The organism is Limnothrix sp. CMB-01 (assembly GCF_055193175.1).
In genome coordinates, this window is record NZ_CM143720.1 from 2,610,545 (window position 1) to 2,634,583 (window position 24,039).

19 protein-coding genes are annotated in these 24,039 nt (G+C 55.2%); 9 read left to right on the forward strand and 10 right to left on the reverse strand.

All coding sequences use genetic code 11. From position 1 onward, the window contains the following. Positions 1 to 3: 3 nt before the first annotated feature. Together murQ and ACZA91_RS10875 are read right to left on the reverse strand one after the other, a co-directional pair. Complete coding sequence (gene murQ, locus ACZA91_RS10870) at positions 4 to 945, reverse strand: N-acetylmuramic acid 6-phosphate etherase (RefSeq protein WP_463182334.1); 942 nt, start codon at positions 943 to 945, stop codon at positions 4 to 6. 73 nt (positions 946 to 1,018) lie between these two features. Further along, entirely contained in the window at positions 1,019 to 1,828 is an 810-nt protein-coding gene (locus tag ACZA91_RS10875; protein ID WP_463182335.1) for a 16S rRNA (uracil(1498)-N(3))-methyltransferase, read from the reverse strand. A 399-nt stretch (positions 1,829 to 2,227) separates the two neighbouring features. Here ACZA91_RS10875 and glmS point away from each other — a divergent pair, with 399 nt between their 5' ends. From glmS to ACZA91_RS10890, 3 genes are all read left to right on the forward strand, one after another. Continuing rightward, positions 2,228 to 4,141, forward strand: coding sequence for a glutamine--fructose-6-phosphate transaminase (isomerizing) (glmS, locus tag ACZA91_RS10880; RefSeq protein ID WP_463182336.1), 1,914 nt, complete (start codon positions 2,228 to 2,230; stop codon positions 4,139 to 4,141). A 337-nt stretch (positions 4,142 to 4,478) separates the two neighbouring features. Next, positions 4,479 to 7,268: a hybrid sensor histidine kinase/response regulator gene (locus ACZA91_RS10885; protein ID WP_463182337.1), complete on the forward strand. Its 2,790-nt coding sequence runs from the start codon at positions 4,479 to 4,481 to the stop codon at positions 7,266 to 7,268. A 434-nt stretch (positions 7,269 to 7,702) separates the two neighbouring features. Continuing rightward, positions 7,703 to 8,983: a sensor histidine kinase gene (locus ACZA91_RS10890; RefSeq protein ID WP_463182338.1), complete on the forward strand. Its 1,281-nt coding sequence runs from the start codon at positions 7,703 to 7,705 to the stop codon at positions 8,981 to 8,983. Between the two features lie 89 nt (positions 8,984 to 9,072). On the opposite strand, the gene ACZA91_RS10895 is transcribed toward ACZA91_RS10890, so the two are convergent. From ACZA91_RS10895 to ACZA91_RS10920, 6 genes are all read right to left on the reverse strand, one after another. Beyond that, positions 9,073 to 9,765, reverse strand: coding sequence for a response regulator transcription factor (locus ACZA91_RS10895; protein WP_099534036.1), 693 nt, complete (start codon positions 9,763 to 9,765; stop codon positions 9,073 to 9,075). Between the two features lie 88 nt (positions 9,766 to 9,853). Further along, complete coding sequence (locus ACZA91_RS10900) at positions 9,854 to 10,801, reverse strand: peptidoglycan-binding protein (protein WP_190808231.1); 948 nt, start codon at positions 10,799 to 10,801, stop codon at positions 9,854 to 9,856. A 36-nt stretch (positions 10,802 to 10,837) separates the two neighbouring features. Next, on the reverse strand, positions 10,838 to 11,803 hold the full coding sequence (locus tag ACZA91_RS10905; protein ID WP_190532352.1) for an NAD-dependent epimerase/dehydratase family protein: 966 nt from the start codon (positions 11,801 to 11,803) through the stop codon (positions 10,838 to 10,840). A gap of 164 nt (positions 11,804 to 11,967) precedes the next feature. Then, complete coding sequence (locus ACZA91_RS10910; RefSeq protein WP_099534029.1) at positions 11,968 to 12,207, reverse strand: FeoA family protein; 240 nt, start codon at positions 12,205 to 12,207, stop codon at positions 11,968 to 11,970. Positions 12,208 to 12,404: 197 nt separating this feature from the next. After that, positions 12,405 to 13,859, reverse strand: a complete 1,455-nt coding sequence (locus ACZA91_RS10915; protein ID WP_463182339.1) for a nucleoside recognition domain-containing protein — start codon at positions 13,857 to 13,859, stop codon at positions 12,405 to 12,407. 68 nt (positions 13,860 to 13,927) lie between these two features. Then, positions 13,928 to 14,557 (reverse strand): FeoB small GTPase domain-containing protein, encoded by a 630-nt coding sequence (locus ACZA91_RS10920; RefSeq protein WP_099532346.1) that lies wholly within the window; start codon positions 14,555 to 14,557, stop codon positions 13,928 to 13,930. Between ACZA91_RS10920 and ACZA91_RS10925 the strand changes: the two genes are divergently transcribed. The 4 genes from ACZA91_RS10925 to ACZA91_RS10940 all read left to right on the forward strand — a co-directional run bounded on the left by ACZA91_RS10925 (position 14,556) and on the right by ACZA91_RS10940 (position 18,855). Next, entirely contained in the window at positions 14,556 to 14,702 is a 147-nt protein-coding gene (locus ACZA91_RS10925; RefSeq protein WP_158234361.1) for a hypothetical protein, read from the forward strand. The two genes, ACZA91_RS10920 and ACZA91_RS10925, sit on opposite strands and share 2 nt — an antisense overlap. 541 nt (positions 14,703 to 15,243) lie before the next feature. After that, positions 15,244 to 16,116 carry an HMA2 domain-containing protein gene (locus tag ACZA91_RS10930; protein WP_463182340.1) on the forward strand — a complete coding sequence of 291 codons (873 nt, stop codon included), beginning with the start codon at positions 15,244 to 15,246 and terminating at the stop codon, positions 16,114 to 16,116. A gap of 43 nt (positions 16,117 to 16,159) precedes the next feature. Continuing rightward, the gene (locus tag ACZA91_RS10935; RefSeq protein ID WP_463182341.1) at positions 16,160 to 18,415 is read left to right on the forward strand and encodes a heavy metal translocating P-type ATPase; all 2,256 of its coding nucleotides are present in this window, start codon (positions 16,160 to 16,162) and stop codon (positions 18,413 to 18,415) included. A 107-nt stretch (positions 18,416 to 18,522) separates the two neighbouring features. Further along, complete coding sequence (locus tag ACZA91_RS10940) at positions 18,523 to 18,855, forward strand: hypothetical protein (RefSeq protein ID WP_099532344.1); 333 nt, start codon at positions 18,523 to 18,525, stop codon at positions 18,853 to 18,855. A gap of 155 nt (positions 18,856 to 19,010) precedes the next feature. Here ACZA91_RS10940 and ACZA91_RS10945 read toward each other — a convergent pair whose 3' ends face one another. Together ACZA91_RS10945 and hemE are read right to left on the reverse strand one after the other, a co-directional pair. Next, positions 19,011 to 19,319, reverse strand: coding sequence for a DUF5132 domain-containing protein (locus tag ACZA91_RS10945; RefSeq protein ID WP_199309193.1), 309 nt, complete (start codon positions 19,317 to 19,319; stop codon positions 19,011 to 19,013). Between the two features lie 510 nt (positions 19,320 to 19,829). Beyond that, a complete protein-coding gene (gene hemE, locus ACZA91_RS10950) occupies positions 19,830 to 20,894 on the reverse strand; it encodes a uroporphyrinogen decarboxylase (RefSeq protein ID WP_099532343.1) in 1,065 nt (354 codons plus the stop codon). 590 nt (positions 20,895 to 21,484) lie between these two features. Here hemE and ACZA91_RS10955 point away from each other — a divergent pair. Together ACZA91_RS10955 and ACZA91_RS10960 are read left to right on the forward strand one after the other, a co-directional pair. After that, positions 21,485 to 21,715: a hypothetical protein gene (locus tag ACZA91_RS10955; protein ID WP_099532358.1), complete on the forward strand. Its 231-nt coding sequence runs from the start codon at positions 21,485 to 21,487 to the stop codon at positions 21,713 to 21,715. Between the two features lie 422 nt (positions 21,716 to 22,137). After that, complete coding sequence (locus ACZA91_RS10960) at positions 22,138 to 24,036, forward strand: GAF domain-containing sensor histidine kinase (protein WP_234406616.1); 1,899 nt, start codon at positions 22,138 to 22,140, stop codon at positions 24,034 to 24,036. Positions 24,037 to 24,039: the final 3 nt, after the last annotated feature.

Here is a 24,039-nt window from a genome sequence, read left to right on the forward strand (position 1 = left end):
CCGTTACGCGGGGCTGCTGGCGCTTTGGGCTAAGGTCACGGCTTGCCGCAGTTGGCCGCCCCCTTGGGTGAGGAACTGTTCTGCTTGGGGCCGATCGACTCCGGCCCAATGCATCAACAGGGCGGTTTTGACGCGGTTGCCCGATCGATCCAGCAGATCTTCCGCCTCGGCACGGTTCAGGTTGGCCAAGTCGCGCACCATGCGCACCGCCCGATCGCGGAGCTTGCTGTTGGTGACTGACACATCCACCATCCGATTGCCATAGACCTTGCCCAGCTTGACCATAGCCCCGGTGGACAGGATATTCAGGGCCATTTTGGTCACGGTTCCCGATTTCAGCCGGGTGGAACCGGCCAAGATTTCTGGCCCCACCAGCAATCGCAAATCCACATCCACCGAGCCACCGGGCGGCGGCACTTGGTCGATCGGGACGCAGGCCAAAAAGACCGTTTTCGCTCCCCGGTGGGCCGCTTCGATCAACGCGCCTTGGACGTAGGGGGTTGTGCCGCCGGCCGTGATTCCCACCACCAGATCCCGATCGCCCACTGATCGCTCGGCCATGGCTGCGGCCCCATCTTCTGCGCGATCTTCCAAGGCTTCGGAACTGCGCAACAGGGCTGGCGGCCCCCCGGCAATGATGCCCTGCACCAGTTCGGGATCCGTGCAAAAGGTGGGTGGACATTCCGACGCATCCAGCACCCCCAGCCGGCCGCTGGTGCCTGCGCCGATATAAAACAGTCGCCCGCCCTGGGCCAAGGCCGCTGCCGCGAGGTCGATTGCTCGGGCCAGGGGTTCCCGCGCTTGGGCGATCGCCGCCAGGGTTTTGGCATCTTCCTGGTTAAACAAATCCACCAGTTCCAGGGAAGACAGTTGATCCAGTGCCTCGCTGTTGGGGTTAGCCTGTTCCGTCAGCAAATGGCCTCGGTCGATCGCAGCAGCACACATGGCAAATTTCCACCCAATTCTAGATATCCCGCAATCATATGGAGTGAGCGGCCCAGCGGGGAATGCTCAGGGGTTAATCAACGGCTGAGGGGGCCAGCTCATGGGCGATTGTTTCGCCCCAAGCATTCACAATCGCCAGGGCCGCCAACGGAGCCGTCACGGCCCGCAAAACCCGCCCACCCAAAGAAACCACCTGCCAACCGGCCGCTAAGGCCTGGTCTACCTCCGCTGGATTCCAGCCTCCCTCTGGCCCCACGGCCAGGGCGATCGCCCGTGGAGACTGGGATTGTGCTGAAGCGGGGGCTGAAGTTGGGTTGCGCACAGGATCAGCCAGCAATTGCAAAGCCTGCCAAAGGTGGGGAGCCGATCGCCGGGCCACGCAAAGAAACCGCCCGTCATGTTCGACCATCTGGGCGATCGCGGCGGGCCAAGCCAGCGGCTCGGTCACCGTCGGGATTGTGGCTCGCTCGGATTGCTCGGCGGCCTCTCGGGCAATGCGTCGCCACCGTTCCAGCCGGTTGCCATTGGGTTGCATCAGCGTGCGATCGCTCAGTACCGGCACAATCTCCGTGACACCCAACTCCGTCGCCTGCCGCACCACCTCATCAAACCCCGATCCCTTGGGCAAAGCCGCCAACAGCGTCAGGGTTTGGATGGGTTCGATCGGCTCCGGCAGGGGTTTCAGGGCGGTGGCTCCCGTGGACCCGAGACCAACCAACCACCAACGGCTGTCCCCGATTGGCTCCGGCAGCAGGGCCACCAGTCGATCGCCCGGTTCCAACCGCAACACCCGCCGCAGATAGCGATCTTGGTCGGCGGTGAACTGAATTTGGCCCCCATGCCATTGGGCCGGGTCGATCGCCAAGCGTTGGAGTTCCTTCATGCTGAAAAAGGGTTAATTGGGCGTTGTCTTGAAGGTGGATTGAACGTTGATTGAACGTTGGTTGAACGTTGATTGAGTGCTGATTGAACGCTGATTGAACGCTGATTGAACGTTAATTGCAGTTAATTGCACATCGATCGAACGTTGATTGTGCAGAGGGTGAAACGGGACTGAACCGCCAGAAATTGCCTGAAAAAGCGTTGATGAGAAAAAGATCGAGCGAAAAGAGATTGAAAATGATTGCCAACTCAATCTGGGACTGACCCCAGCAGCCGATCAGGGAGCGGTTATGCTTCAACTCGTCGCGCTATTATGCGCAACATCGCCTCAACCCACTGTCTGATCCCGCTAGAACTGTCCCGCTAAGATTTCCTGTTGGTCTTTTAAGGAGTAGCAACCGTGTGCGGTATTGTCGGCTATATCGGAACCCAACCTGCGGTCAGCATTCTGCTTGAAGGGCTGCGCAAACTGGAATATCGCGGCTATGATTCGGCGGGAATTGCCACCGTTTGGGAAGGGCAACTACACACCATTCGGGCCCAAGGCAAACTCTACAACCTCCAAGCCAAGCTGGAGGGCTGGGAAATGCCCGCCCGTTTGGGCATTGGGCACACCCGCTGGGCCACCCACGGCAAGCCCGAGGAGCGCAACGCCCACCCGCACATGGATCCAACCCAAACCATTGCGGTGGTGCAGAACGGAATTATTGAAAACTACCGTGAACTGCAAGAGTTGCTGATTGCCGAAGGGGCCAGCTTCAGTTCTGAGACGGACACGGAAGTGGTTCCCCATCTGATCGCCCGTTGTTGGCGAGAGTTGGCGCAGGAGTCGGCCAGTGGTTGGTTGAGTGGGTCGCGCCTGATGGAGGCCACGCGCCGGGCGATCGGGCAGTTGAAAGGGGCTTTTGCGCTGGCAATTGTGGCGGCTGATTCACCCGACGAGTTGATTGTGGTGCGGCAACAGGCTCCCATCTCGATCGGGTTTGGACAGGGGGAATTTTTCTGTGCATCGGATACCCCGGCGATCGTGCCCTACACCCGCGCTGTTTTGCACCTGGACAATGGTGAAATCGCCCGTTTAACGCCGCTGGGGGTTGAAATTTACGGCTTTGAGGGCGATCGCCGGGTGAAATATCCCCATTTGCTCAACTGGAGTTCCACCCAAGTTGAAAAAGGCGGCTATCGCCACTACATGCTCAAGGAAATCTTTGAGCAACCGGGTGTGGTGCGCGATTGTCTCGCGGCTTATTTTGGCGGCATCACTCCCACCCCGAACTGTTCCGCCGACGGGTCGCCGGTCACCTTGGGGCTGCCCGCAGAATGGCTGCAGGATGTGCAGCAAATCCAAATTCTGGCCTGTGGCACTAGTTGGCACGCTAGCTTGGTGGGTAAGTATCTGCTGGAAGGGCTGGCCGGTGTGCCCACCTCAGTGCAATATGCCTCGGAGTTTCGATCGGCCCCATCCCCAGCGGGCCCTTGCACCCTGACGATCGGGGTGACCCAATCGGGCGAAACGGCCGACACCTTGGCAGCCCTGGAGGTCGATCGTGAGCGTCGGGCCCAGTTGGCCCCGGAATTCCAGGCGCGATTGATTGGAATTAGCAACCGACCGGAAAACACGATCGGGCGGATTGCCGATTATGTGATTCCGACCCACGCGGGCATTGAAATCGGTGTGGCCGCCACCAAAACCTTTGTCACGCAGTTGCTCGCCTTCTATGCCCTGGCCATTGATTTGGGCGTGCGTCGGGGAACCCTGGCGGTCGATCGCGCCAATGTCCTGATTGAAGGGCTGCACCAACTGCCCCGCCACATTGAACATATCCTGGACAAACAAAACGCCAAAATTGAAGCCCTGGCCCACGAATTCAGCGAAACTCGCGACTTTATTTTCATTGGGCGCGGTCTCAACTTCCCGATCGCCCTGGAAGGGGCCCTCAAGCTGAAGGAAATCAGCTACATCCACGCGGAAGGCTACCCGGCCGGCGAACTGAAACACGGCCCGATCGCCCTGTTGGATGACAAAGTGCCCGTCGTGGCGATCGCGACCCCTGGCAATGTTTACGACAAGGTGATGTCCAACGCCCAAGAAGCCCGGGCCCGCGATGCTCGGCTCATTGGCGTGGTGGCGGAAGGGGATGCCCTCGCGGCCGATCTGTTCAACCCGTCCATCTCGGTTCCCGTCACCGATGAGTGGCTGTTTCCGGTCTTGAACGTTGTGCCCCTGCAACTGCTGTCCTACTACATCGCCGCCCGTCGGGGCTTGGATGTGGATCAACCGCGCAATTTGGCCAAATCCGTCACGGTGGAATAGTCCCGATCGCTGATCGAAACCCGTCAACTCCTGTAGGGGCGTACGGCCGTACGCCCCTACCCGGATTTTCTCGGTCTCAAGTTGAAGCCAATAGTAGCGGTGCGCCCCTACCCAATCACCTGTGACGCAGATCGATGGTGCATGGGCAACAAACTAAGTGGTGCTCCTCGAATCTAAAAACAGCCCTATAAGAAATCCTAAAATTTTTGACTGATATAAATTTCCGAATCGTTATTACGAGTTTTTACTTATTTTTCTGCATTATATCTTCCTACACGACTAGGACTGAAGGATCAAAAACTTGAGCTTGCGATTGCCACTACGAGTCATTTTAGTTGTGCCCTTTGTGCTGCAAATTCTGACGGCCGTGGGACTTGTTGCTTTCTTTTCCTTTAAAAATGGCCAGCAGGCAGTGCGCAGCCTAGCCAGCCAGCTCATGGATAGTACCACTCAGCGAGTTGACTCAGAACTCAAGTCTTATCTGAAACTGCCTAAGCAATTGCTGGATGCCACCGCCAAAGCCGTCCTGACCAATCAATTAGATCTGTCTAATCCACGAGAAAAAGAACTCTATTTCTGGAGGCAATCCTCCGCATTTGAATCTATTAGCTATATTGGCTATTTGTTGCCAGATGGTTCAGCAACTGGGGCTGGAAGATGGATTAATCCCAAGGAAGTTACTCTGTATGAGCATCACGCCAGAAACAATTTATCTCAAGAATATAGTAGCGATCAGTATGGTCGCCGTTCTCAAGAATTACAGCGTTATTTTGCTGATCCTCTTGATATTAATCAATCCTATGCGGAAGTCAAATATAGACGAGGATTCTCTTGGGGAACAGTTTATGAATATGCAGGAAAAAACCTGACTATTAATCCGAATTTATCTTCTGAGGTTGTTCAAGCGATCACTGATTCTAATTATTACGTTGCTCTTGGCGCAATTTATCCGCTATTTGATAAAAACAATAAAATCTCAGGGATGTTGTCAGTTGACCTGCAATTAGATCATATCAGCAAATTTTTGCAGAATCTAAAAATCAGTCCATCTGGTTATATCTTTATTGTTGAGCGCAATGGTCAATTAATTGCTAGCTCTGGTCAGCAACTGGTATTTGCAAAATTAGGCGATCAAAAAACACTTCGCTATAACGTTAATAATATTCCCGATTCAATAATTCGGAATACGGCTCAAAAAGTTCAACAAAAATTTGGCAACTTTCAATCCATCTATCAGGGGCATACATTCATGGCCTCCATTAATCAGCGCCAGCAATTTGTGCAGGTAACCCCCTGGCAGGATCCAGATGGCATCGATTGGCTCATCATTATCACAGTGCCAGAGTCAGATTTCATGGAGGCCATTGATGCCAACACACGCATGAGCCTATGGCTCTGTTTTGGGACGGCTGTGATCGTCACTGTCTTGAGCATCTGCACGGCAAATTGGATCACCAATCCTGTTTTTAGCTTGCAGAGGGCAAGTAACGCGATCGCCAGTGGCAATCTTAATTTACTGATTAAGGAGAGTAAGATTGTTGAGCTTCAAGGCTTGGCGCAATCTTTTAATCAAATGGCAACTCAGCTAAAGCATTCCTTTGAAATTTTAGAGGATCGCGTGGCGGAAAGAACTGCGGAATTAGAAGCTGCAAAAATTGCGGCCGATGCAGCCAATCATGCCAAGAGTGAATTTTTGGCAAATATGAGCCATGAACTGCGAACACCACTGAATGGCATCTTAGGCTATGCCCAAATTTTGGCGCGATCGAAAGCACTTACCGATAAAGATCTCCATGGTATTGATGTTATTTATCAATGTGGTTCGCATCTGCTGACCCTCATTGAGGACATTCTAGATCTGGCCAAAATTGAAGCTCGAAAGCTGGAGCTTGACCCAGAACCAGTTCACCTGGAAACTTTCCTCCAGGGGGTGATTGAAATTTGTCGGGTTCGTGCAGATCAAAAAAATATCGAATTTTACTATCAACCAGATCCTAATCTGCCAACAGGAATTTTAGTAGATGAAAAACGCTTAAGACAGGTACTCATTAATCTAATGGGCAATGCCATTAAATTTACTGACTATGGTTCCGTTACCTTAATGATTAATCGAGTGGTTTCTGACTCATCCCATCAATCTCAGCTTGATTTAACCACTCAAGATCACTGCTGTTTGGAATTTAAAGTTATTGATACAGGAATTGGTATTGCACCAAAAGATATCCAGAAGTTATTCCGATCCTTTGAGCAAGTAGGTGAATCAGGGCGAAAAGCAGCAGGCACCGGTTTGGGCTTGGCTATTAGCCAAAAAATTGTCTCCCTGATGGGTGGAATGATTCAAATCAAGAGCCAACTGGGTGCAGGAAGTCAGTTTTTCTTTCAACTGAATGTTCCCCTAGCAACAGATTGGTTGCAGGAGTCGGTGAAATCCATGGGTGAAGTGGTGGGTTATCAAGGTCTGAAACGCTCTATTTTGATTGTTGATGATGTTCCAGATAATCGAGCTGTTTTGCGGAATTTATTAGAGTCAGTTGGCTTTTTAGTCATAGAAGCGGATCAAGGGCAACAGGCTTTAGGAGAATTGGAACGCCAACTACCCGACTTGATCATTACGGATTTGTCAATGCCTGTGATGGATGGGTTTGAACTGATTCGACAGATCCGTCGTCATCAACAATGGGCCAGCTTAAAGGTCATTGTTTCGTCGGCTTCCGTGTCCCAGCTCGATCGACAAATGAGTTTAGATGTGGGTGGCGATGATTTTCTGGAAAAGCCAGTCAAGGCCGATCGCCTCTTTAGTCTTCTGGCTCAACATTTGGGCGTGATGTGGCAACTGGAAAAGCAAGACTCGGTGCAGCCCGCTTCATTCGACAACCCACAAGACCGAATCGCTCCCCCCCTCACAGAACTACAATCCTGGTTGTATTTGGTGCAGGTCGGCCGTCTTCAAAAGTTAGTCACTGTGGTGGAATCACTGCTGCAAGAATCTGCCACAACCCCAGATAAGCATCTGGAGTCCGGTTCCTATGAGCCTTTTGCGCGAGATGTGTTGCACTTAGCCAAGCAGTTTAAATTAGAAGAGCTTGAGGAAATGATTCAGGCTGCGATTGTTAATTCCCAGGATTGATCCCTCGATCCCTACTAATCATAGGGATTGGTGAGAATTATGGATAGTGCCGTAATTCAGTAATGATGAGCTGGTGAAAGTCTTGCGGTGTAGGCGATCAGTCACCAAAAATCATCACCTCACAAGCACTACCAAGACTTTGAATTAAGGCTTTGAAAGCCTCAGAATATAATGAATGGGTAACAATCCGTTAATTGATCAAAAGCTTCGAGCAATTAAAGCTATGATCAATGAGCCAAAATTCATACGTTGGCGTTTAATGTATCAAAGATAACGTTCGGTGTCAAAAGTTATACTTGGTCAAATGTGAATTTGATCAAATTGATATTCGATTAAAACAATATAAATTGTAAATTAGTTGCGAATTGATGCGTTGACTAATTATTTTTAGCTGAAAGATTACTGTTGACTTGCTGAGTGGCTTGACGCAAACTATGACGGATCTTGTACTGATTGTTGATGACACCCCTACTAATTTAGATGTGTTGTCTTTGACCTTGAGTAATTCAGGATTTGAGGTGGCGATCGCAACGAGTGGTGAACGTGCTTTGCAGCAAGTTGCCAGGTGTTTGCCCAGCCTGATTTTGCTGGATGTCATGATGCCGGGAATTGATGGGTTTGAAACTTGCCGCCGGTTAAAAGAAAATCCTGAAACTGCTCAAGTGCCGGTTATTTTTATGACTGCGCTCACGGATATTAATAGTAAGATGCGTGGGCTGGAAGTAGGAGCCGTTGACTATATTACAAAACCATTTCATGCCAAAGAAGTGCTGGCTCGAATTAGAACCCATTTAAGGCTTTATCATTTAACGGAAAAATTAGCCCAAGAAGTTGAAAACGCGACCACTGAGCTACGAGCTTCGCAGATGCAGCTTGTGCAGAGTGAAAAAATGTCTGCCCTGGGAAGCCTCATTGCTGGTGTGGCCCATGAAATCAATAATCCTGTGGGCTGCATTCTCGGAAATATTCAGTTGGCAGAAGATGCGTTAGGCGACTTATTCAAAGTCATTAGGGGTTATCAACAGGAACTGAAGGAACCGAGTCCTGAGTTATTGAAACTGCTGGCTCAAATTGACTTGGATTATTTACAGGAAGATTTGCCGAAGTTGCTGAATTCGATTAAAGGCAGTGGTGAAAGAATTACGACAATTAGTCGTAGTCTGAGAACCTTTTCTAGAATGGGAAGCGATCGCCCGCAGCTTTTCAATGTGCATGATGGCATTGACAGCACATTGATGATTTTGCGCCATCGACTAATTTACAAAAAAGATCGTCCAGCAATTGAAGTAGTGACAAATTATGATGAAATCCCAGATATTTTGTGTTTTCCAGATCAGTTAAATCAGGTTTTTATGAATATTTTAGCGAATGCCATTGATGCGCTGGATGAAATGGTGAGTGATTGGCAAGAGACTAATCCGCTGCCAGATGTGCTGAAAATTACAATTAGGACTCGGGTTGATGGCGAGTTTTTGTCAATCAAGATTGGTGACAACGGCAAGGGAATTCCGGAGCAGATTAAGCCCCGAATCTTTGAGCATTTGTTTACGACGAAGCAAATTGGAAAAGGAACGGGTTTGGGACTGGCGATCGCCCATCAAATTGTGACCGAAAAGCACTTGGGTACTTTGACGGTGGAGTCTCAGGTTGGGCAAGGTACTGAGTTTGAAATTCGCTTGCCCACTCAGCTAGACGTTGAATCTGAGCCTGCTTGATGGCTGGGTTGCTGGCAATTTGAGGGGTTGTTGAGCACCAGATGCGTGGTTTGGGGGTTTTCCCAGGCATAGGCAACCGGTGCTCAGATTTAGTTTTTGGTGAGACCATGCTCCAGGGCAAAGCGGACTAATTCGGTGCGGCTGTTGGTGCCGGTTTTGCTGAATAGGCGGCTGACGTACTTTTCCACATTGCGCACGCTGGTATCTAACCGGCGGGCAATTTCCTTGTTCATTAGCCCCTCGGCTACCAAATTCAAAACACTTTGTTCACGGGGGGTCAAATCCACGGCGATCGGGGGCGGGGTGGGAGTGATGCCGCCGCGTTGGGTCAAGATGGCTTTGATTTCCGCAATTTGCCGAGCCAAATCGGCGATGTCATGTTCGCCATCACCCGTCGGGGCGGTCACTTCATCGCGTCGGCGCAGTAGGTTTTCGACGATCGCCACCAGTTCATCGGGGTCAAAGGGTTTGGATAAATAGGCATCGCAACCGGCGCTATAGCCTTGGATGCGATCGCCCGTCATGCCCTTGGCGGTCAGAAAAACCACGGGAATCGATCGAAACCGGGCATCATCACGCAACTGCTGCAAAAACTGGTAGCCATCCACCTTGGGCATCATCACATCGGAAATGACGAGATCCGGGGCAAATTGCTGCACCATTTCCCATCCTTCGGTGGCATCGCGGGCAACACGCACCGTGAAACCACTGTCTTCTAGATAGGCTTGCACCGCTTCCCGGAGACTGGGTTCATCATCAACTAACAGCAATTGAGCAGACATGGGACTGAGAAGAAAGGAAGGAGGAACGGAACAGGCAGGATGGCAACCAGCCCCAGGGGCCGATCGGTCGGTTTGGAAATCCTGAACCCTAGCCTAGCGGTTGTGGGTGCAGGGCTATCGATCGCGCGGTGGTGTTCGTGGCTGGGTTGCGCTGGGCCAGGGCGGCCCAGGTGGTGGCATCGGCCTGGCCAGTGGGGGCCAAACCCCGATCGCCCTGGAACTGATGCAGGGCGGTGGCGGTGGTTGCGTCAAAGTGGCCGGTGATTCGGTGGTCAAAGTAGCCTCGGCAGCGGAGCCGGGCTTGCAGTTCGGCCACCCAAGGCCCCCGATCGCCCGTTTGCAGGGGCTGATCGGGCCGGATCGGCGCAACGGTTGGTCTGGGGGGTGGGCTGGGCCGTTGGGGGTTGCCTTCTACCCAACGCCAAACCCTGGCATCGGCAATGCCGGTGATCGGCACGCCCCAGGCCCGCTGTAATTTGCGAACGGCTCGATCGGTCAGAGGGCCGTAATACCCCGGTTGATAGGGCGCGCGCAACAGGCCCTGACGTTGGAGGGCGGCTTGCAGAACGGCCACGCGATCACCCCGCTGACCGGGATAGAGGGTCGATCGGCTGGGGGGCGCTTGCCCTTGGGGCCAAGGATCGGCCGGCAAAGGACGCGCGGGAGTTGCTTGGCGATCGCGGCTAATGGTTTTGGCCAGGCGATCAACGGCGTGATTGGCGCTGTGGGTGGCGTTGGGCTGGGCGCTGGTGGGTGTTGCGTCCGGCGGCAAGGGGCGATCTGCGCCGGGCCCGTAGGCCAAGCCGCGATATTTCAACACCACCGATCGGGGCCAGGGCCAAGCCGCCAACCCTGCCGCCAGCATCGATCGCCCCGCTTGCAGCACAAACTCACAGCCCCGGTATTTGCCGAGATATGGGCCGATCGTCACGGAATCGCTGACCCTGGATGGGGACATCGAGGGGCGATCGGGATTGTCCTGGGCAATGCTGGGGGCCGGGCGTTGATAGGCCAGACCGCGATATTTCAACTCCATGCCTTGATTTAATCCGATGGCGAAACGGGATGCCAATTACCGCTTGGCTCCGCTGACTTCTGGCCGGCCGTACTGGCGCAAAATGTCCGCCAGGGTGGGATAGGCCGTTTCCAGGCCAAAGCTGGCCGGCGACCAAATTTGGTCATAGGTAAAGTGCCGGTAGGCCATGCAGAACCGATCCCAGGGGCCCATCTGGATGTTGAACCAATCAATTAGCCGATCGGCCAAGCCCACCGACAGGGGAATTTTCAGCCGCGCTGGTCGTCCCTTCAGCACCGTGGAAGCAATATCCACCAGCTCATTGGCCGTTAGGGCCGGCTGACCCAACACAAAATGGCGCGGCCCGGGTTCCGACGGTGGATTGAGGGCCAAGTGGGCCACCACCCGGGCAATATCCGCCGCATGGACAAAGTGAAAGCTGCCATCCACCTTCAGCCGCCGGATCAAGCTGATGTAGCGCAGGGCTTCCGGCAGGCCTTTGGTGGGTTCTGAGTAGGGTTTATCGCGATCGCCCCCCAAGACGATCGTCGGATAGATGGCGGTGATGCGATCGGCTAGCGGGCGATCGGTCAATTGCTGGGTGCATTCGGCCTTGCTGCGAATGTAGTCCGTGCCGAGTTGCAGGGCTTCCGAAAGCAAATGCCCATCCCGCCCCAAGACGCTGGCCGTGGAGAAATACAGAATCTGATCGCAGCGATCGGGATCCAGCCCATCCATCAGCGCTTGGTTTTGACCCACGTTCACCGCAAAGGTTTCCGGCCCGCCCCAACAAGTCGCCGCCAGGATCGCCGTTTGCACCTGCTTCAGGCGATCGACAAAGCGATCAAGCTCGCGCAAATCGCCCGCCAGCACCTCAATTTGCGGGTGATTTTGCCAATCAAATTGCAATTTTTGGGGACTGCGCACCAACAACCACAGGGGGCGATCGGTCAATTGCAACAGGCGATCGACCAAATAGTGGCCCACACAGCCGCTCGCCCCCGTGATCAAAATCGGCCCCATATGGCTTGGTTGCTCCCCGCCCCGATTGGCTTGTCTGAGTGCAGCCGGGCAATCTTAACAAACCGGCGTGCTTGTGATCTAGATGGCAACACCAACCGATGAGGCGAATGGAAGGGCCACGAGGTTGCTAGGGTGCGACGGGGGTAATCAACTTAAATGGCGGTTTAAATGGCGGTTGGATGTTGTTCCCGAGTCACAAAAATGCATTGCACCGTTTCCCGATCGAGGGCGGCTCGGGTGCGACCAATGCTGACGATATAGGACGGAAACCGCTGCTCGATCGCAATTTGATTTCCCGGCAAAATGCCCAGCGCCGTGAGCTTGCGGAGCATGGCATCATCCTGGGTTTCCAAATGGGCAATCCAATGGGGATCGCTCGATCGAATCGTGGACAACGCATTCATGGCAATCAGTCTCCAGAGGTAAAAAACGGGCTAGGACGAATAGGATTGCTCAGGGTTAAAAGGGTTGATTTTTCCTAGCCTAATTGTCCCAGACAAGGGGCTTAAGTCCCTTGTCCCCCGAGATCTTGCAGTGGCAGGATGCAAGCCTCGGGGATTGGACGATAGCCCCCTATACCCAGCGTTCAAAAATCACTGCCCTAGAGCACAATATGAAACAGATTTAGCCCCCAATTCAAAACATAGCCAACTGCCAAAGCGAAGGGGAAAATAAATGACACCATCAACAGGGCAGTTTTGACACCCCGCTCCTTGATGATCATCTGCAATTGGGCAATGCAAGGCAAAAACAGAGTCAGCACCACTGCTGCAATCAGCAGTTGATCGCCCGTGAGCTGACCGCCCTGCTGCAAATCAAACAAACCCGCAGCGCCATAGTCCCGTCGGAAGAAGCCATAGAGCAAAATAGGTGCGGTTTCTTTGGGCAAACCCAAACCTAGGGCGATCGGCTCAATGCCGCTAATTAGCCAATCAAAAATTCCCGTTAGGCGACCCACCCAAATAATGGCCGAAGCCCAAATGAACAGCGGCAATACTTCCCAGAAATACCACTTCATCCGCACCCAAGTTTTGGTGATCACGTTGCGGATTTTGGGCAGGCGCAGAGGGGGCAGTTCAATATAAAACTGAGCCGCAGAACCGGGCAGGAATTTATCAATTAAGAAGCCGGCCAGCAGGAAAATGCCCACGATCAACCCAGCCCAGGTGACCAAAGCCGCCGGGCGCTGGGCCAGGAGTCCCAAAATCACACCCCATTGGGCTGCACAGGGAATAGCCAAGGACAGCAAAAAAGTGGCGATCAGTCGTTCCCGCTTGGTTTCCAGGGTGCGAGTAACGATCGTGGCCATGGTGTCACATCCCAGCCCCAAAACGATCGGGATAACAGCTCGGCCCGAGAGGCCGATCGCCTTAAACAGTCGATCGAGCATCAGAGATAGCCGAGGCAGATAGCCGCTATCTTCTAACAGGGAAAACATTAGAAAATAGGTCGCCACCACCGGCAACACAATCGCTGTGGCGTAGCGAATTCCGAGGGTAATAATCCCGTAATCATGGGCAAAGAGATCCTGCAAGGTGGGCCAGGGAATTACTTGCTCCGTGACATGGTTCACAACGGGGTTAATTTGTTCCTCAAAGAAGGTTTCAATCCGATCGACCAGTTCCCCGGCTCCGAATTCCCCAACGAATTTATAAACCCCCCAATAGAGCACCAATACCAAAATGGGAAAACCCGAAATGGGGTTCACCGTTAGCTTATGGATCCGCTCGCCCCAACGGCGCTGGCTGGGGTTCGGTTCCGCTAAGGTGTTTTGTTCGATCGCCTGGGCAAATCCTTGGCGTGCCTGGGCAATTTCCAGCGAAATCGGTCGGTTGAGTTGGGCTTGGGTCGTGGCAATTAATTGCTCTAGATCCTGTTGTCGATCGCCCGGTAATTGCTCCCACAAATTGGGGTCTTTTTGCAGCAACAACAGGGCAAAGCTGCGAGATGACAAATGACGATCGGCAAAGTCTTGACCCCAGCCCGATCGCCACCAAGTTTCAATTTGGGCGATCGCCACTTCGATCGGCTCTAAATATTGGATTGTTAGACTCATTTCTGTTTTCTATTGGCCTGCTCCTGGGCGGCCTTGATAGTTCAGCAATCGTTCAGCGAGGGCACGTCCTAGCCCACCGCGGCCAAGACTGGGGCTGGGGTGCTGGCTAGGCGATCGGCCAGGGTTTCTCGCAATTGATCCACACCCCAGTTGCGGGCCGCCGCCATCAACACCACCGGCACGCCCAATTCTTCAATCAGGGCTTCCCGATCGATGGTCAGGCCCCAACGCTGGGCCTCGTCCATCATGTTCACCGCCACAATCACGGGCAGCTCTGCTTCTAGCAACTGCACCGTTAGCGCCAACATCCGCCCCAAATTCTTGGCATCCAGCACATGGACGATCGCCCCAAAGGGTTCCGACATCAGCAAATCTCGGGCCACCCGTTCTTCTTCGCTAATCGGCAACAGGGAATACATTCCCGGCGTATCAATCACACTGACGGCGCGATCGTCCAGGGTCATGGCCCCGCGCGTCACTTCCACCGTTGTGCCGGGATAGTTAGACACCGTGACGTAAGTGCCAGTCAGGGCATGGAACAGGACGGATTTGCCCACATTCGGCATTCCCACCAGGGCAACTTGTGGCCCACTGGGTTCGATCGGGGGCCGGTTGAAGTTTTCACCAAAGGGCAACCACCGCAGCGATCGCTTAGACCCACAACTCCCGTTGTTTTGATGGCACTGATGACAATCCATGACCCAACTCTCCCTGGCAATCTTGCCGGGCAACGTAATTTGCAGACGCTATTTCAAGACGCTATCCCAAAGTGCTCAAACCCAAGTGCTCAAACACCTGCAAGCAGCCAATGCCAACGCCAGCCCCGGATTGAGAGCATTTTGAGACGGTCGCTCTCATTTTAGGAGTGGCAGGATAGCTTACTGGAAATCTGCAAGACTTTCTCAATAATCCTGATTCTACTTCTTGAGCAATTTAGAGTCTAGAGAACCGGTGCTGGGGCGGAGTGATCGGCCCTGATCTGTGCCGAAATTTGGGAAGTGTCCGGGCCGATCTGGACAGTGCAAACCGAAATCAGCAAGCGCAAGAAATTCAGAATTTTCAACAATTGCAGCGATTGGGTGGGTATTGGGAATAGTGGAACTTTCACCCATTGCCAACAAACCATGGAGGGTCAAATTCTGTAATTTTGGCAATTAGCCTCCCGAGAGCCATGCCACTCTATTAAGAAAAATCAGCAATTTTATTGAAAATATCCGTCTATTGCACTTACACTGCTAATGAGTTTGGACAGTTCTGTCCCTCCAAAAGCTTTTCCCCTAAGATCCTTGAAGCCACCGCGCCCCTGGGGGTTTGTCCCGCTGGGTCGTGGGCCACTGGCTGGGATTGTTTGTGCCCCCCATCCTTGTTATGGGGAACTAAAGCCATGAGTCATTCCTCAAACCCCGATCGCGAGCCATCCGTAACCCCTGAGCCGCAACCGTTGGCTAATTCAGGGTTGGACTCGGCCGCTGAGGTCTCTCCAATCGCCCCAGCTTTCCAGGAGCAGCCCCCCGAGTCTGATCGGCTGGTGATCAACGCTTCTTCTGCCCCTCCTCAATCCCAACCTGTGAACTCTGATTCTGATCTGGCCGCAACGGCAACGGGTGCGTTGGCGCAATCCACCCCATCCGGCGCGATCGAGCCGGGCCCTGACTCTGCGTTAAGCAACCTCACCCTGTCTGCCCAATTGGGGCAATGGTTGCAGGAATACGGGGAAATTACGACGATTTTGCCGGTGTTGGCGGGCTTGTTTGTCACAACCCGGTTTCAACTGCGCGGTTCGCGGGCCCTGTTGACCAATCTGGCGATCGCGGCGGTGGTGCGCCAAGTCATTCTGTACTTCAAACAGCAGGCCAACAGCTCGGCGGGAACCTTGGCCATGGTGACGGCGGGGGCGGCTTTGGCCACGGTGACCGCAGCGCCGGCCCCCAGCAACCAATCCACCGCCGCTGCCCAGACGAGTCCCATTTCCCTCACTGAACTGGGCAATAATTTGGGCGTTGGTTTGGGTTGCGAAGATTGCACGATCGTCCATTCCGTGCCGGGGCGGATTCGGTTGCGGATCGATCGCCTCCGCACCGATCGAGCCTATGGCAAGCGGCTGGAAACCCTGCTGAAGGATGAGCCGATCGTGTTGGGCACGCGGATCAATCAGGCGGCGGCCTCCTTGGCGATTCAATACGACTCCACGGGCCTCTCGGATTTGGAGTTGGGGTTGCGATTGTTGCAGGTGTTGAATCGCGCCAACCAGGATTAGCCACCATCAGGATTTCAGCGAAAAGGGCATGGTAATGGCAAACATGGGGCAGACCGTGGCGGACGATCGCACCTGGCGCTGGGAACGACCGGCGGCCTGGACCCATTGGGAATTAATCCATTGGCAGCCGGGCCGGGTGCGGGTGCGTTGGTGGCCGGCACGGTCTTCGGCCCTGGCGGTGGAACGGTTGGAAACGGCCCTGGCGGCGCGATCGGACGTGGCGGCGGTGCGGGTGGTGCGGGCGGCCGCTTCGGTGACGATTGTGTATCACGATCGCCAATTACCAATGGCCGGCCTGCGATTGCGCTTGGATGACTGGCTGGCCCTGGCTTGGCCCGATCGGGCCCTGCTGTTGCAACCGGCCCCAGAACCGCCAGCTCCTACCACAGTCGGAGACCCGACGGAAACGGCGGAGGATGAAGAAGAGGAAGAAGCCTCCTTGTCCCAAACCTTGACGGCCTTGGCCCTGGCGGGGTTGGCCCGGTGGCGGCCCCTGTTGCCGTTGCGGATGTTGGCGACGGTGGCCCTGTTGCGGGCCGTTTGGCCCGTGGCCCAGCGGGCTTGGCAAAGCGTGACGGTCGATCGCCGCTTGAACATTGATTGCATGGATCTGTTGGCGATCGGCCTCAGCAGCAGCGGTGGATCTTTGGTGGTTCCGTCCTTGGTCTTGACTCTGCACGCCTTGGGGGATGCGATTCGCGATCGCACCGCACGGGCCACGGCCCTGCGAACGGCTAATTTGTCCGACGCGATCGGGCGGTTTGCTTGGGTGAAAATGAACGACGGGCCGCCCCAACGAATTCCCAGTGACCAGCTCCAGGTGGGCGATTTGGTGGTGGTTTATCCCGGTGAGCAAATTCCCGCCGATGGGCCGGTGCTGTCCGGTGAAGCCACGATCGATGAAAAAAGCCTGACTGGGGAACCCTTGCCTGTGGCCGCCAGCGCCGGCCGTTGGGTTCATGCTTCAACCTTGGTGCGATCGGGGCAAATTTACCTGCGAGCTGAACGGGTGGGCAATCAAACCCGTGCCGCCGCCAGCTTGGCCCTGCTGGAACAGGCCCCGGTCTATGACACTCGGATGGCCAACTATGCCGAACGGCTGGCTGACAGGGCGATCGGCCCGGCCCTGATTTTGGCCCTGGTGGTGCTGATTGCCACCCGCGATCCGGCTCGGGCGGCGGCCATTCTGACCCTGGACTTTGTGACCGGCATTCGGCTATCGATTCCCACGGCGTTCCTGGGAGCCTTGAACCACACCACCCGTCACGGTGTGTTGGTGCGCAGCGGGCGAACCCTGGAACAGTTGGCGGCGATCGATACGGTGGTGTTCGACAAAACGGGCACGCTCACCCAGGGCGACATTGTTTTAGAGCAAGTGTTGCCCGCCCAACCGGACATCACCCCCGATCAACTCCTGCAACTGGCCGCTTCGGCGGAACAGCGGCTGACCCATCCGGTGGCCGAGGCGATCGTGCGGGCAGCGGCCGATCGGGGCCTGACCCTGAGCGATCGGGGTGAATGGAACTATGAAGTGGGCCTGGGGGTGCGGGCCCAACTGGCGGCGGGTGATGTGCTGGTGGGCAGTGCGCGATTTTTAATTCAGCAGGGTGTGACAGGTTTGGGCGAATGGCTGACCACCCTGGATCAACAGGCCAGCAGCCAACCCTCGATCGCCCAGCCTTCGATCTATGTGGCCGTGGATGGCCGATTCATGGGCGAATTGCGCTACACCGATCCCCTGCGGCCCGAAAGCGCGGCCCTGGTGCAAACCCTACAAACGGAATTGGGGTTGGATGTGCGGTTGCTGACCGGCGACACGCCCGCCCGCGCGGCCCAGGTGGCACGGGCCCTGGAAATTCCAACTGATCGGGTCTATGCAGAAGCCTTTCCCGATCGCAAAGCCACCATCATTCGCGACCTGCGGCGATCGGGGCGCACCGTGGCCTTTGTGGGCGATGGCCTCAACGATTCCGTGGCCCTGGCCTATGCGGATGTGTCCATTTCCTTTGAGCAGGGGTCGGAAATTGCCCGCGAAACCGCCGATGTGGTGTTGATGAATAACCATTTGCTGGATTTGCTGGAGGTGTTGACCATCGCCCGCCAAACCCAAGGGTTGATTGAACAAAACACCGCCTTGGTGGTGCTGCCAAACCTGATTGCTTTGGGCTTGGCCACCACCCGCGGCCTCAGCCCCCCGATCGCCACCGCCATCCACAACGGCTCCGCGATCGCCGCCGGCCTCAATAGTTTGCGCCCCCTGATTCAGCACCACTTTTTTGAGCGACCCCGCGATCGCTAGCGTTCCCTCCCCGCCCACCGATCGCCCCTGTTCACCCCAGCGTTCACCTCGTCGTTCAACCTGCGTTCACTGCCTCGATTTGCAAACCCTTCACCCCCTTCAGACCCATGGCTTGGATTCATCTGGATAAATCCGTGATCACCTTTCATGTCAAGGAAATGATTGAGGATGGCTGTCAACAGGACTTGACTGCCTTGCTGGGGTTGGGGGCCGTCCTGGTGGGGCCCGTGGTGGTGCGATCGCTCCTGCAATCCTTGCACCAGCGCCAACGCCCGATCGCCCTGAGCGATTGGATTACCCAAGCCCAACAAACGGCCCCCGCTCCCACCCTGCGCCTGGCTCCCGCGGCCCAAAACCAACGCCCCAACCGCGCAATGGCAATTGGGGCTTCTCAGCAGGATTCAGTTCAGGGCACAGCACAAACCAACAACGCCGCTTAGGAGAGCGTTAACCGCTCGATCGAACTCGGCAGGAACACCTTGGTGTTCATTCCTGGGCGCTTATAACTGGGCGCTCATTGTTTGATGACATCGGGACGGAATTGGGCAGTGAGTGGATCGGCTGGCGCATCCAGCCCGATCGCTCACCCTTCCCATTAGACCAGTCGGTGTTCTTCTTCCGGCGAGGTTGCATTCAACGCCGGGGTCACCTCCGATCCGGGCGCACTGGCCGTTAAACCCAGCGGTACCCGGGCTTCCGCGAGGGCTTCAGCACGGGCCTCCGCCGCAATATCCGCGATCATTTCGCCGGTTTCCGCGATCGCGGCTTTTGTCTTTTCAAACAACACAACCCCGGTTTTCAACCCTGCTTTGAGCGCTGGTTTCAACAAAGGCAAAATAATCGGGGCAACCACCACCGTTGCCACACCGGCCAAGGCCACCTTAGCCGCAGGTTCTTGAGCCAAACCGATAATGCGCGATCTCAGACGAAGTTCGCCAAGATTCATCATGGGAGTTACTCGCCACCGACGATACATGCCCTAATTCTATCAAGTCTTTCCAAAAGGATTGGATTAAAACAATCTAGATTTCAGGACAACATCAGTCAGCTTATTGAATATTTTTTAGAGGATTGTAATCGCAATTTTGGGCTGCAAAATGATTGAAAAATGACCCAAAGCAGTCCTGTGATTCGTTTATGATTCCAGATTCCTATAGAGAATTTCTGTCAAATTTTACGCCAACGGATCTCCCAACTAATCTCAAGGAACCCAGAAATTGGATGCCGAGGATGTCTGAAAAGCCAAAGCTAGGAGAAAACTTGGGTTGGTGGTCGCCTGGTGGTGCTGGTTCCAGTTCGTCGCGGCCGTAAAAAGCGAGGGCGATCGATTCCCGATCGCCCTCGCTATTGATGCTCTTTATCGATGCCCTTTATCGACGCACTGAAGCTGTGCCGCATGAAGGGCCGAACGGTCTTACCGTGCGCCCACCAACAGCTTGTCAGCGTTCTTCGCCGTTTCAAAGAAGAAGGCGGCGTTTTCTTCCGGGGTGGTGGACAGAATGCCATGGCCCAGGTTCAGGACGTGACCCTTGCGGCCGGCCTTGTTGATCGTGTCGATGATCCGATCGCGGATGAATGCCTTGGAGCCGAACAGCACGCCGGGATCGATGTTGCCCTGCACCATGATGTCCGGGCCCAGGCGACGACGCGCATCGGCCATATCCACCGTCCAATCAACGCTGACCACATTTGCGCCCGATTGGCCCATCCGTTCCAGAATGCCGGCGCTGCCGCTGATGTAAAGCACCAGGGGCACATCGGGGTAGCGATCGCGCACCTTCTTGAAGGCCCGTTGTTGGTAGGGCAGGGCAAAGGTGTCGTAATCCTGGGGCGACAGTTGACCCGCCCAGGAGTCGAACATTTGCACCATTTGTGCGCCGCAATCGATTTGGTGACACATGTAATCTGCCACCATGTCCGACAGCTTTTCGAGGAAAGCGTGCAGCACGGCTGGCTCCGAGAAGGCCATCCGCTTAATCACGGCATATTCCTTGGAGCTTTTGCCTTCGATCGCGTAGGCCGCCAATGTCCAGGGCGCGCCCACAAAGCCCAATACGGCCGCCTTGTTGCCCACTTCCTGGCGAAGGGTGGTCAAGATGGTGCGGATGTAGGGCATGGCCGCATCGGGATCCAGGCGAGTCAGGGCCTGGACTTGCTCCATCGTCCGAATTGGCGACTCAATCACGGGGCCGCGGCTTTCGATGATGTCGAAGGGGATGCCGATCCCGGTCAGGGGCGTGAGAATGTCCGAAAACATGATCACGCCATCGGGTTGGAAGGCGCGGAAGGGTTGCAGGGAAATTTCGATCGCCAAGTCAGCAATTTCCGAGCGATCGCGGAAGGACGGATATTTTTCGCGCAAATCCCGATAAACCTTCATGTAACGCCCTGCTTGGCGCATCATCCACACGGGCGGGCGAGGCAGTTCTTCGCCCCGCAGCGCTCGCAACAAATAAGGCGTATCGTTTGCGCTGGTCATCGTCGCCGCTTCCTTCTTACAAAAACCGGTTTGTTAAATCGAGTGCTTTGACAGCTTACCACCCGTGCGAGCAAGGGCGACTCTCTTGCTTCGTAACGGTTTGCAACGATTTTCGGGCCGCAATTTAGGCAGTCATGGGACGGAGATTTAAGCAGTCATGGGACGGAGATTTGAGCCAGGAAAAATTCCGGGACCCAAATTTCGAGACCACTCGAATCGGATTGCTCCAAGAATCATGCGCCACTCAAGCGACTCTCGCAATTGTGCCAATAACCTAGCCAAACTACATCCGCCCCGGTCAAATCTCAACCAGGTAAAATAAAGATAAAACTCATTGAGCTATCTGCATGGATGGCGATCCCTTCTGGGAGGATTCTTAATCCGGACAATTAGATGAACCGTGGGCAATGGGGCAAAGGCACAGGTGCATCTGCCACAAAGCCGGAAAATCTAGCGCTGAGAAAACCCAGCGCTCAAAAATGCTAGGACGGTGGGTAATCAATCCGCTATGCTGCTGGCAATTCCCCCTCCATGCCGAGTCTGACCGTTAGCCTTATCTAACCCCCCCCAAACACATGGAACCCTCCACCATGGGCGATCGCGCCGCCAGCCCCCGCCCGGAACGCGAAAAAGTTGAGCTTTCGATTCGTCTCGATCCGGACTTGCTCGATCGAGTCAATCACCTGACCGACGACCCAAGCAAAATTATCGAAGCCGCCGTGCGCCAATGGTTGCGGGGTGGCCCAGCCCGCGAGGATGACCTCTCGCGGTTGTTGCCGCGCAATCCCGTTGTGCCGCCCCGTGGCGAATGGAACGATTAGCCGATCGGCCTTAGCTTGTGTTCCCTGAGCTTGTGTTCTTAGATTGCGTTGCCAGTTGTGTTGAATCGCGGAAATTGTGGTGAACTGGGCCTCAGGATTGAAGCTCAGAGATGTTACCACTGAGGTTATTGAGCGGTTATGGCCCTGTAAGCGAGCGCGTAATGTCTGGATCCCCTTCGTCTTCGGATTTTTCGCCATCTACGTTGACCTCCCCGGACAACTCCGCCATGGATCCGACTGTCCTCCCGCATCGCCCTGGTGATCATCGGGATCTGACGACATATCCAGCGCCGCTTGGGTCTCTTGGTGTGGGTTCATCTCCGGTTAGCGTTCCCTCAGAATCGATCGCGCCGGGATCGATCGCACCAGAATCGACCGCACCGGGATCGATCGCCTCGGGATCCGTCAGATCGGGATCCGTCGTGTCTGGCTCTGTGCCATCTGATTCTGTGCCGTCGGGAGGGGTTGCGCCCGAATCTGGTGCGCCTGAATCCAGCCTGCCGGAAGCAACCGCGAAGCCAGGGCGATCGGGCATGACCATTGATGAACCCCTCGCGCTTCAGCACTTGGGGGCCGAGTTGGCCTACATCCAAGACAACGAGGGTCACTATCGAGCTTTCCACTGGCGAGAAGCCGCCGCCGTGGGACTCGATTCCCAACTGATTTGCGCGGCTCCGCCCGAAGAACCCCTCTTTGGGCCAATCAGCCTGCCTGAGTATTTTGAGATTTTGAACCGGGTCATCTTGCAGGGTGCTCCAGAACGTTTAACTTGTCGCCTGGCCTGGGCGAATCAGTCGCGTACTTTTGATTTAGTGCTCAGTCCGATGCTGGGGGACGATGGGCGAGCCGATCGGGTGTTGGTCATGGGGCGATCGATTTCAACGCGATCGCACGAGCCAATGACTCCGGCGAATCTCCCTTCTGCCCTGGATGCTCATCAAAAGCTCCTGAGCAAAATTGCCACCAGCATTCGGCGCACCCTGCCCCTCAGTTCGGCTCTCTATCAAATTCTCTTGACCAAGATTGCGCGCAACATTCGCAAAACGCTCGATCTCGACACCATTTGGCAACAAACGGTTTGTGGCCTCGTCCAAGCCCTCAGTGTTTGTCGGGCCGTTGTTTGTGCCTACCCGGGCCCCCAGGAGGGGGTGGTGCGAGTCGTGGCGGAACATACCCGCAGCCCCAGTCCCCATCCCATGCTGGGCGCTGATCTCTCCGTGGCCCATGACACACCGATGGGAGAGGCGCTGATTAGCCTGGAACCCGTGGTGATGGATCGGCTAAACCAAGATCCCTTTGGGAATCAGTCGGCAATTATTGTGGCGGCTCGTCACCAGGGCAAGGTGAACGGACTGATTGCGCTCTATCAGTACGATCGCACCCGCCACTGGACGACGGCCGAAGCGGAACTGATGCGAGAGTTGGCCGACCAAGTGGGCACGGCGATTGCCCATGCCACCCTCTTTGCGGAAAGCCAAGCCCTGACCCACGAGCTGCAAGAGAAAAACATTCACCTGATTCAAAAGCAGCAGGAATTAGAGGAAGCCCGCGAACAGGCGGAGGAGGTCTCGCGGCTTAAGAGTGAATTCTTGGCCAACACATCCCACGAAATTCGCACGCCCCTGAACGGGGTGATTGGCTTTCTGAAGCTGATTTTGGATGGGATGGTGGATGATCCCGAAGAGCAGCAGGACTTTTTGCAGGAGGCCTACAACAGCGCCGTTCACCTGCTGAATATCCTGAACGACATTTTGGACATTGCCCGCATTGAGGCCGATCGCCTGGAATTGCACCTGGTGCCGGTGAACCTGCGGGAACTCTGTCGCCATGCTTCGGACTTCACCTTGGCCCAAATTCAGCAAAAGGGCTTGCGCTATGACTTGCAGCTCCCGGATACCCACGACGATGTGTTGATGTATGGGGACGATCAACGGTTGCTTCAGGTGTTGCTGAATCTAATTGGCAACGCCATTAAGTTCACCCACGAAGGCGGCATCACCGTCAGCGCTGACCTGATTTGGCAACCGGTGGTGGTGCAAAATCGCGAGCTACCGGGATTTGTGCGAATTCGGGTGGCCGACACGGGCATTGGCGTTTCGCTCGATAAACAAGACCGGCTGTTCCAATCCTTCAGCCAGGTGGATGGGGCCCGCACCCGACGCTATGGGGGCACGGGGTTAGGGCTGGTGATTTCCCGGCGACTGGTGGAAGCGATGGGGGGTGATATGAACTTCTACAGCCTGGGTGAAGGGCTGGGTTCCACGGTGACCTTCACGGTTCCCCTATATCAGGAACCGGTGATGCGATTGGTGGAGACCTAGGGG

Bases quoted from the DNA above. Each gene is read 5' to 3' on its own strand.
- ACZA91_RS10940 (WP_099532344.1), top strand. From the start codon at position 18,523: ATGGCTTGGATTCATCTGGATAAATCCGTGATCACCTTTCATGTCAAG.
- ACZA91_RS10875 (WP_463182335.1), bottom strand. From the start codon at position 1,828: ATGAAGGAACTCCAACGCTTGGCGATCGACCCGGCCCAATGGCATGGG.
- ACZA91_RS10900 (WP_190808231.1), bottom strand. From the start codon at position 10,801: ATGGAGTTGAAATATCGCGGTCTGGCCTATCAACGCCCGGCCCCCAGC.
- ACZA91_RS10905 (WP_190532352.1), bottom strand. From the start codon at position 11,803: ATGGGGCCGATTTTGATCACGGGGGCGAGCGGCTGTGTGGGCCACTAT.
- ACZA91_RS10925 (WP_158234361.1), top strand. From the start codon at position 14,556: ATGACCCAACTCTCCCTGGCAATCTTGCCGGGCAACGTAATTTGCAGA.
- murQ (WP_463182334.1), bottom strand. From the start codon at position 945: ATGTGTGCTGCTGCGATCGACCGAGGCCATTTGCTGACGGAACAGGCT.
- ACZA91_RS10895 (WP_099534036.1), bottom strand. From the start codon at position 9,765: ATGTCTGCTCAATTGCTGTTAGTTGATGATGAACCCAGTCTCCGGGAA.
- ACZA91_RS10890 (WP_463182338.1), top strand. From the start codon at position 7,703: ATGACGGATCTTGTACTGATTGTTGATGACACCCCTACTAATTTAGAT.
- ACZA91_RS10930 (WP_463182340.1), top strand. From the start codon at position 15,244: ATGAGTCATTCCTCAAACCCCGATCGCGAGCCATCCGTAACCCCTGAG.
- ACZA91_RS10915 (WP_463182339.1), bottom strand. From the start codon at position 13,859: ATGAGTCTAACAATCCAATATTTAGAGCCGATCGAAGTGGCGATCGCC.
- ACZA91_RS10910 (WP_099534029.1), bottom strand. From the start codon at position 12,207: ATGAATGCGTTGTCCACGATTCGATCGAGCGATCCCCATTGGATTGCC.
- hemE (WP_099532343.1), bottom strand. From the start codon at position 20,894: ATGACCAGCGCAAACGATACGCCTTATTTGTTGCGAGCGCTGCGGGGC.
- ACZA91_RS10920 (WP_099532346.1), bottom strand. From the start codon at position 14,557: ATGGATTGTCATCAGTGCCATCAAAACAACGGGAGTTGTGGGTCTAAG.
- ACZA91_RS10935 (WP_463182341.1), top strand. From the start codon at position 16,160: ATGGGGCAGACCGTGGCGGACGATCGCACCTGGCGCTGGGAACGACCG.
- ACZA91_RS10955 (WP_099532358.1), top strand. From the start codon at position 21,485: ATGGGCGATCGCGCCGCCAGCCCCCGCCCGGAACGCGAAAAAGTTGAG.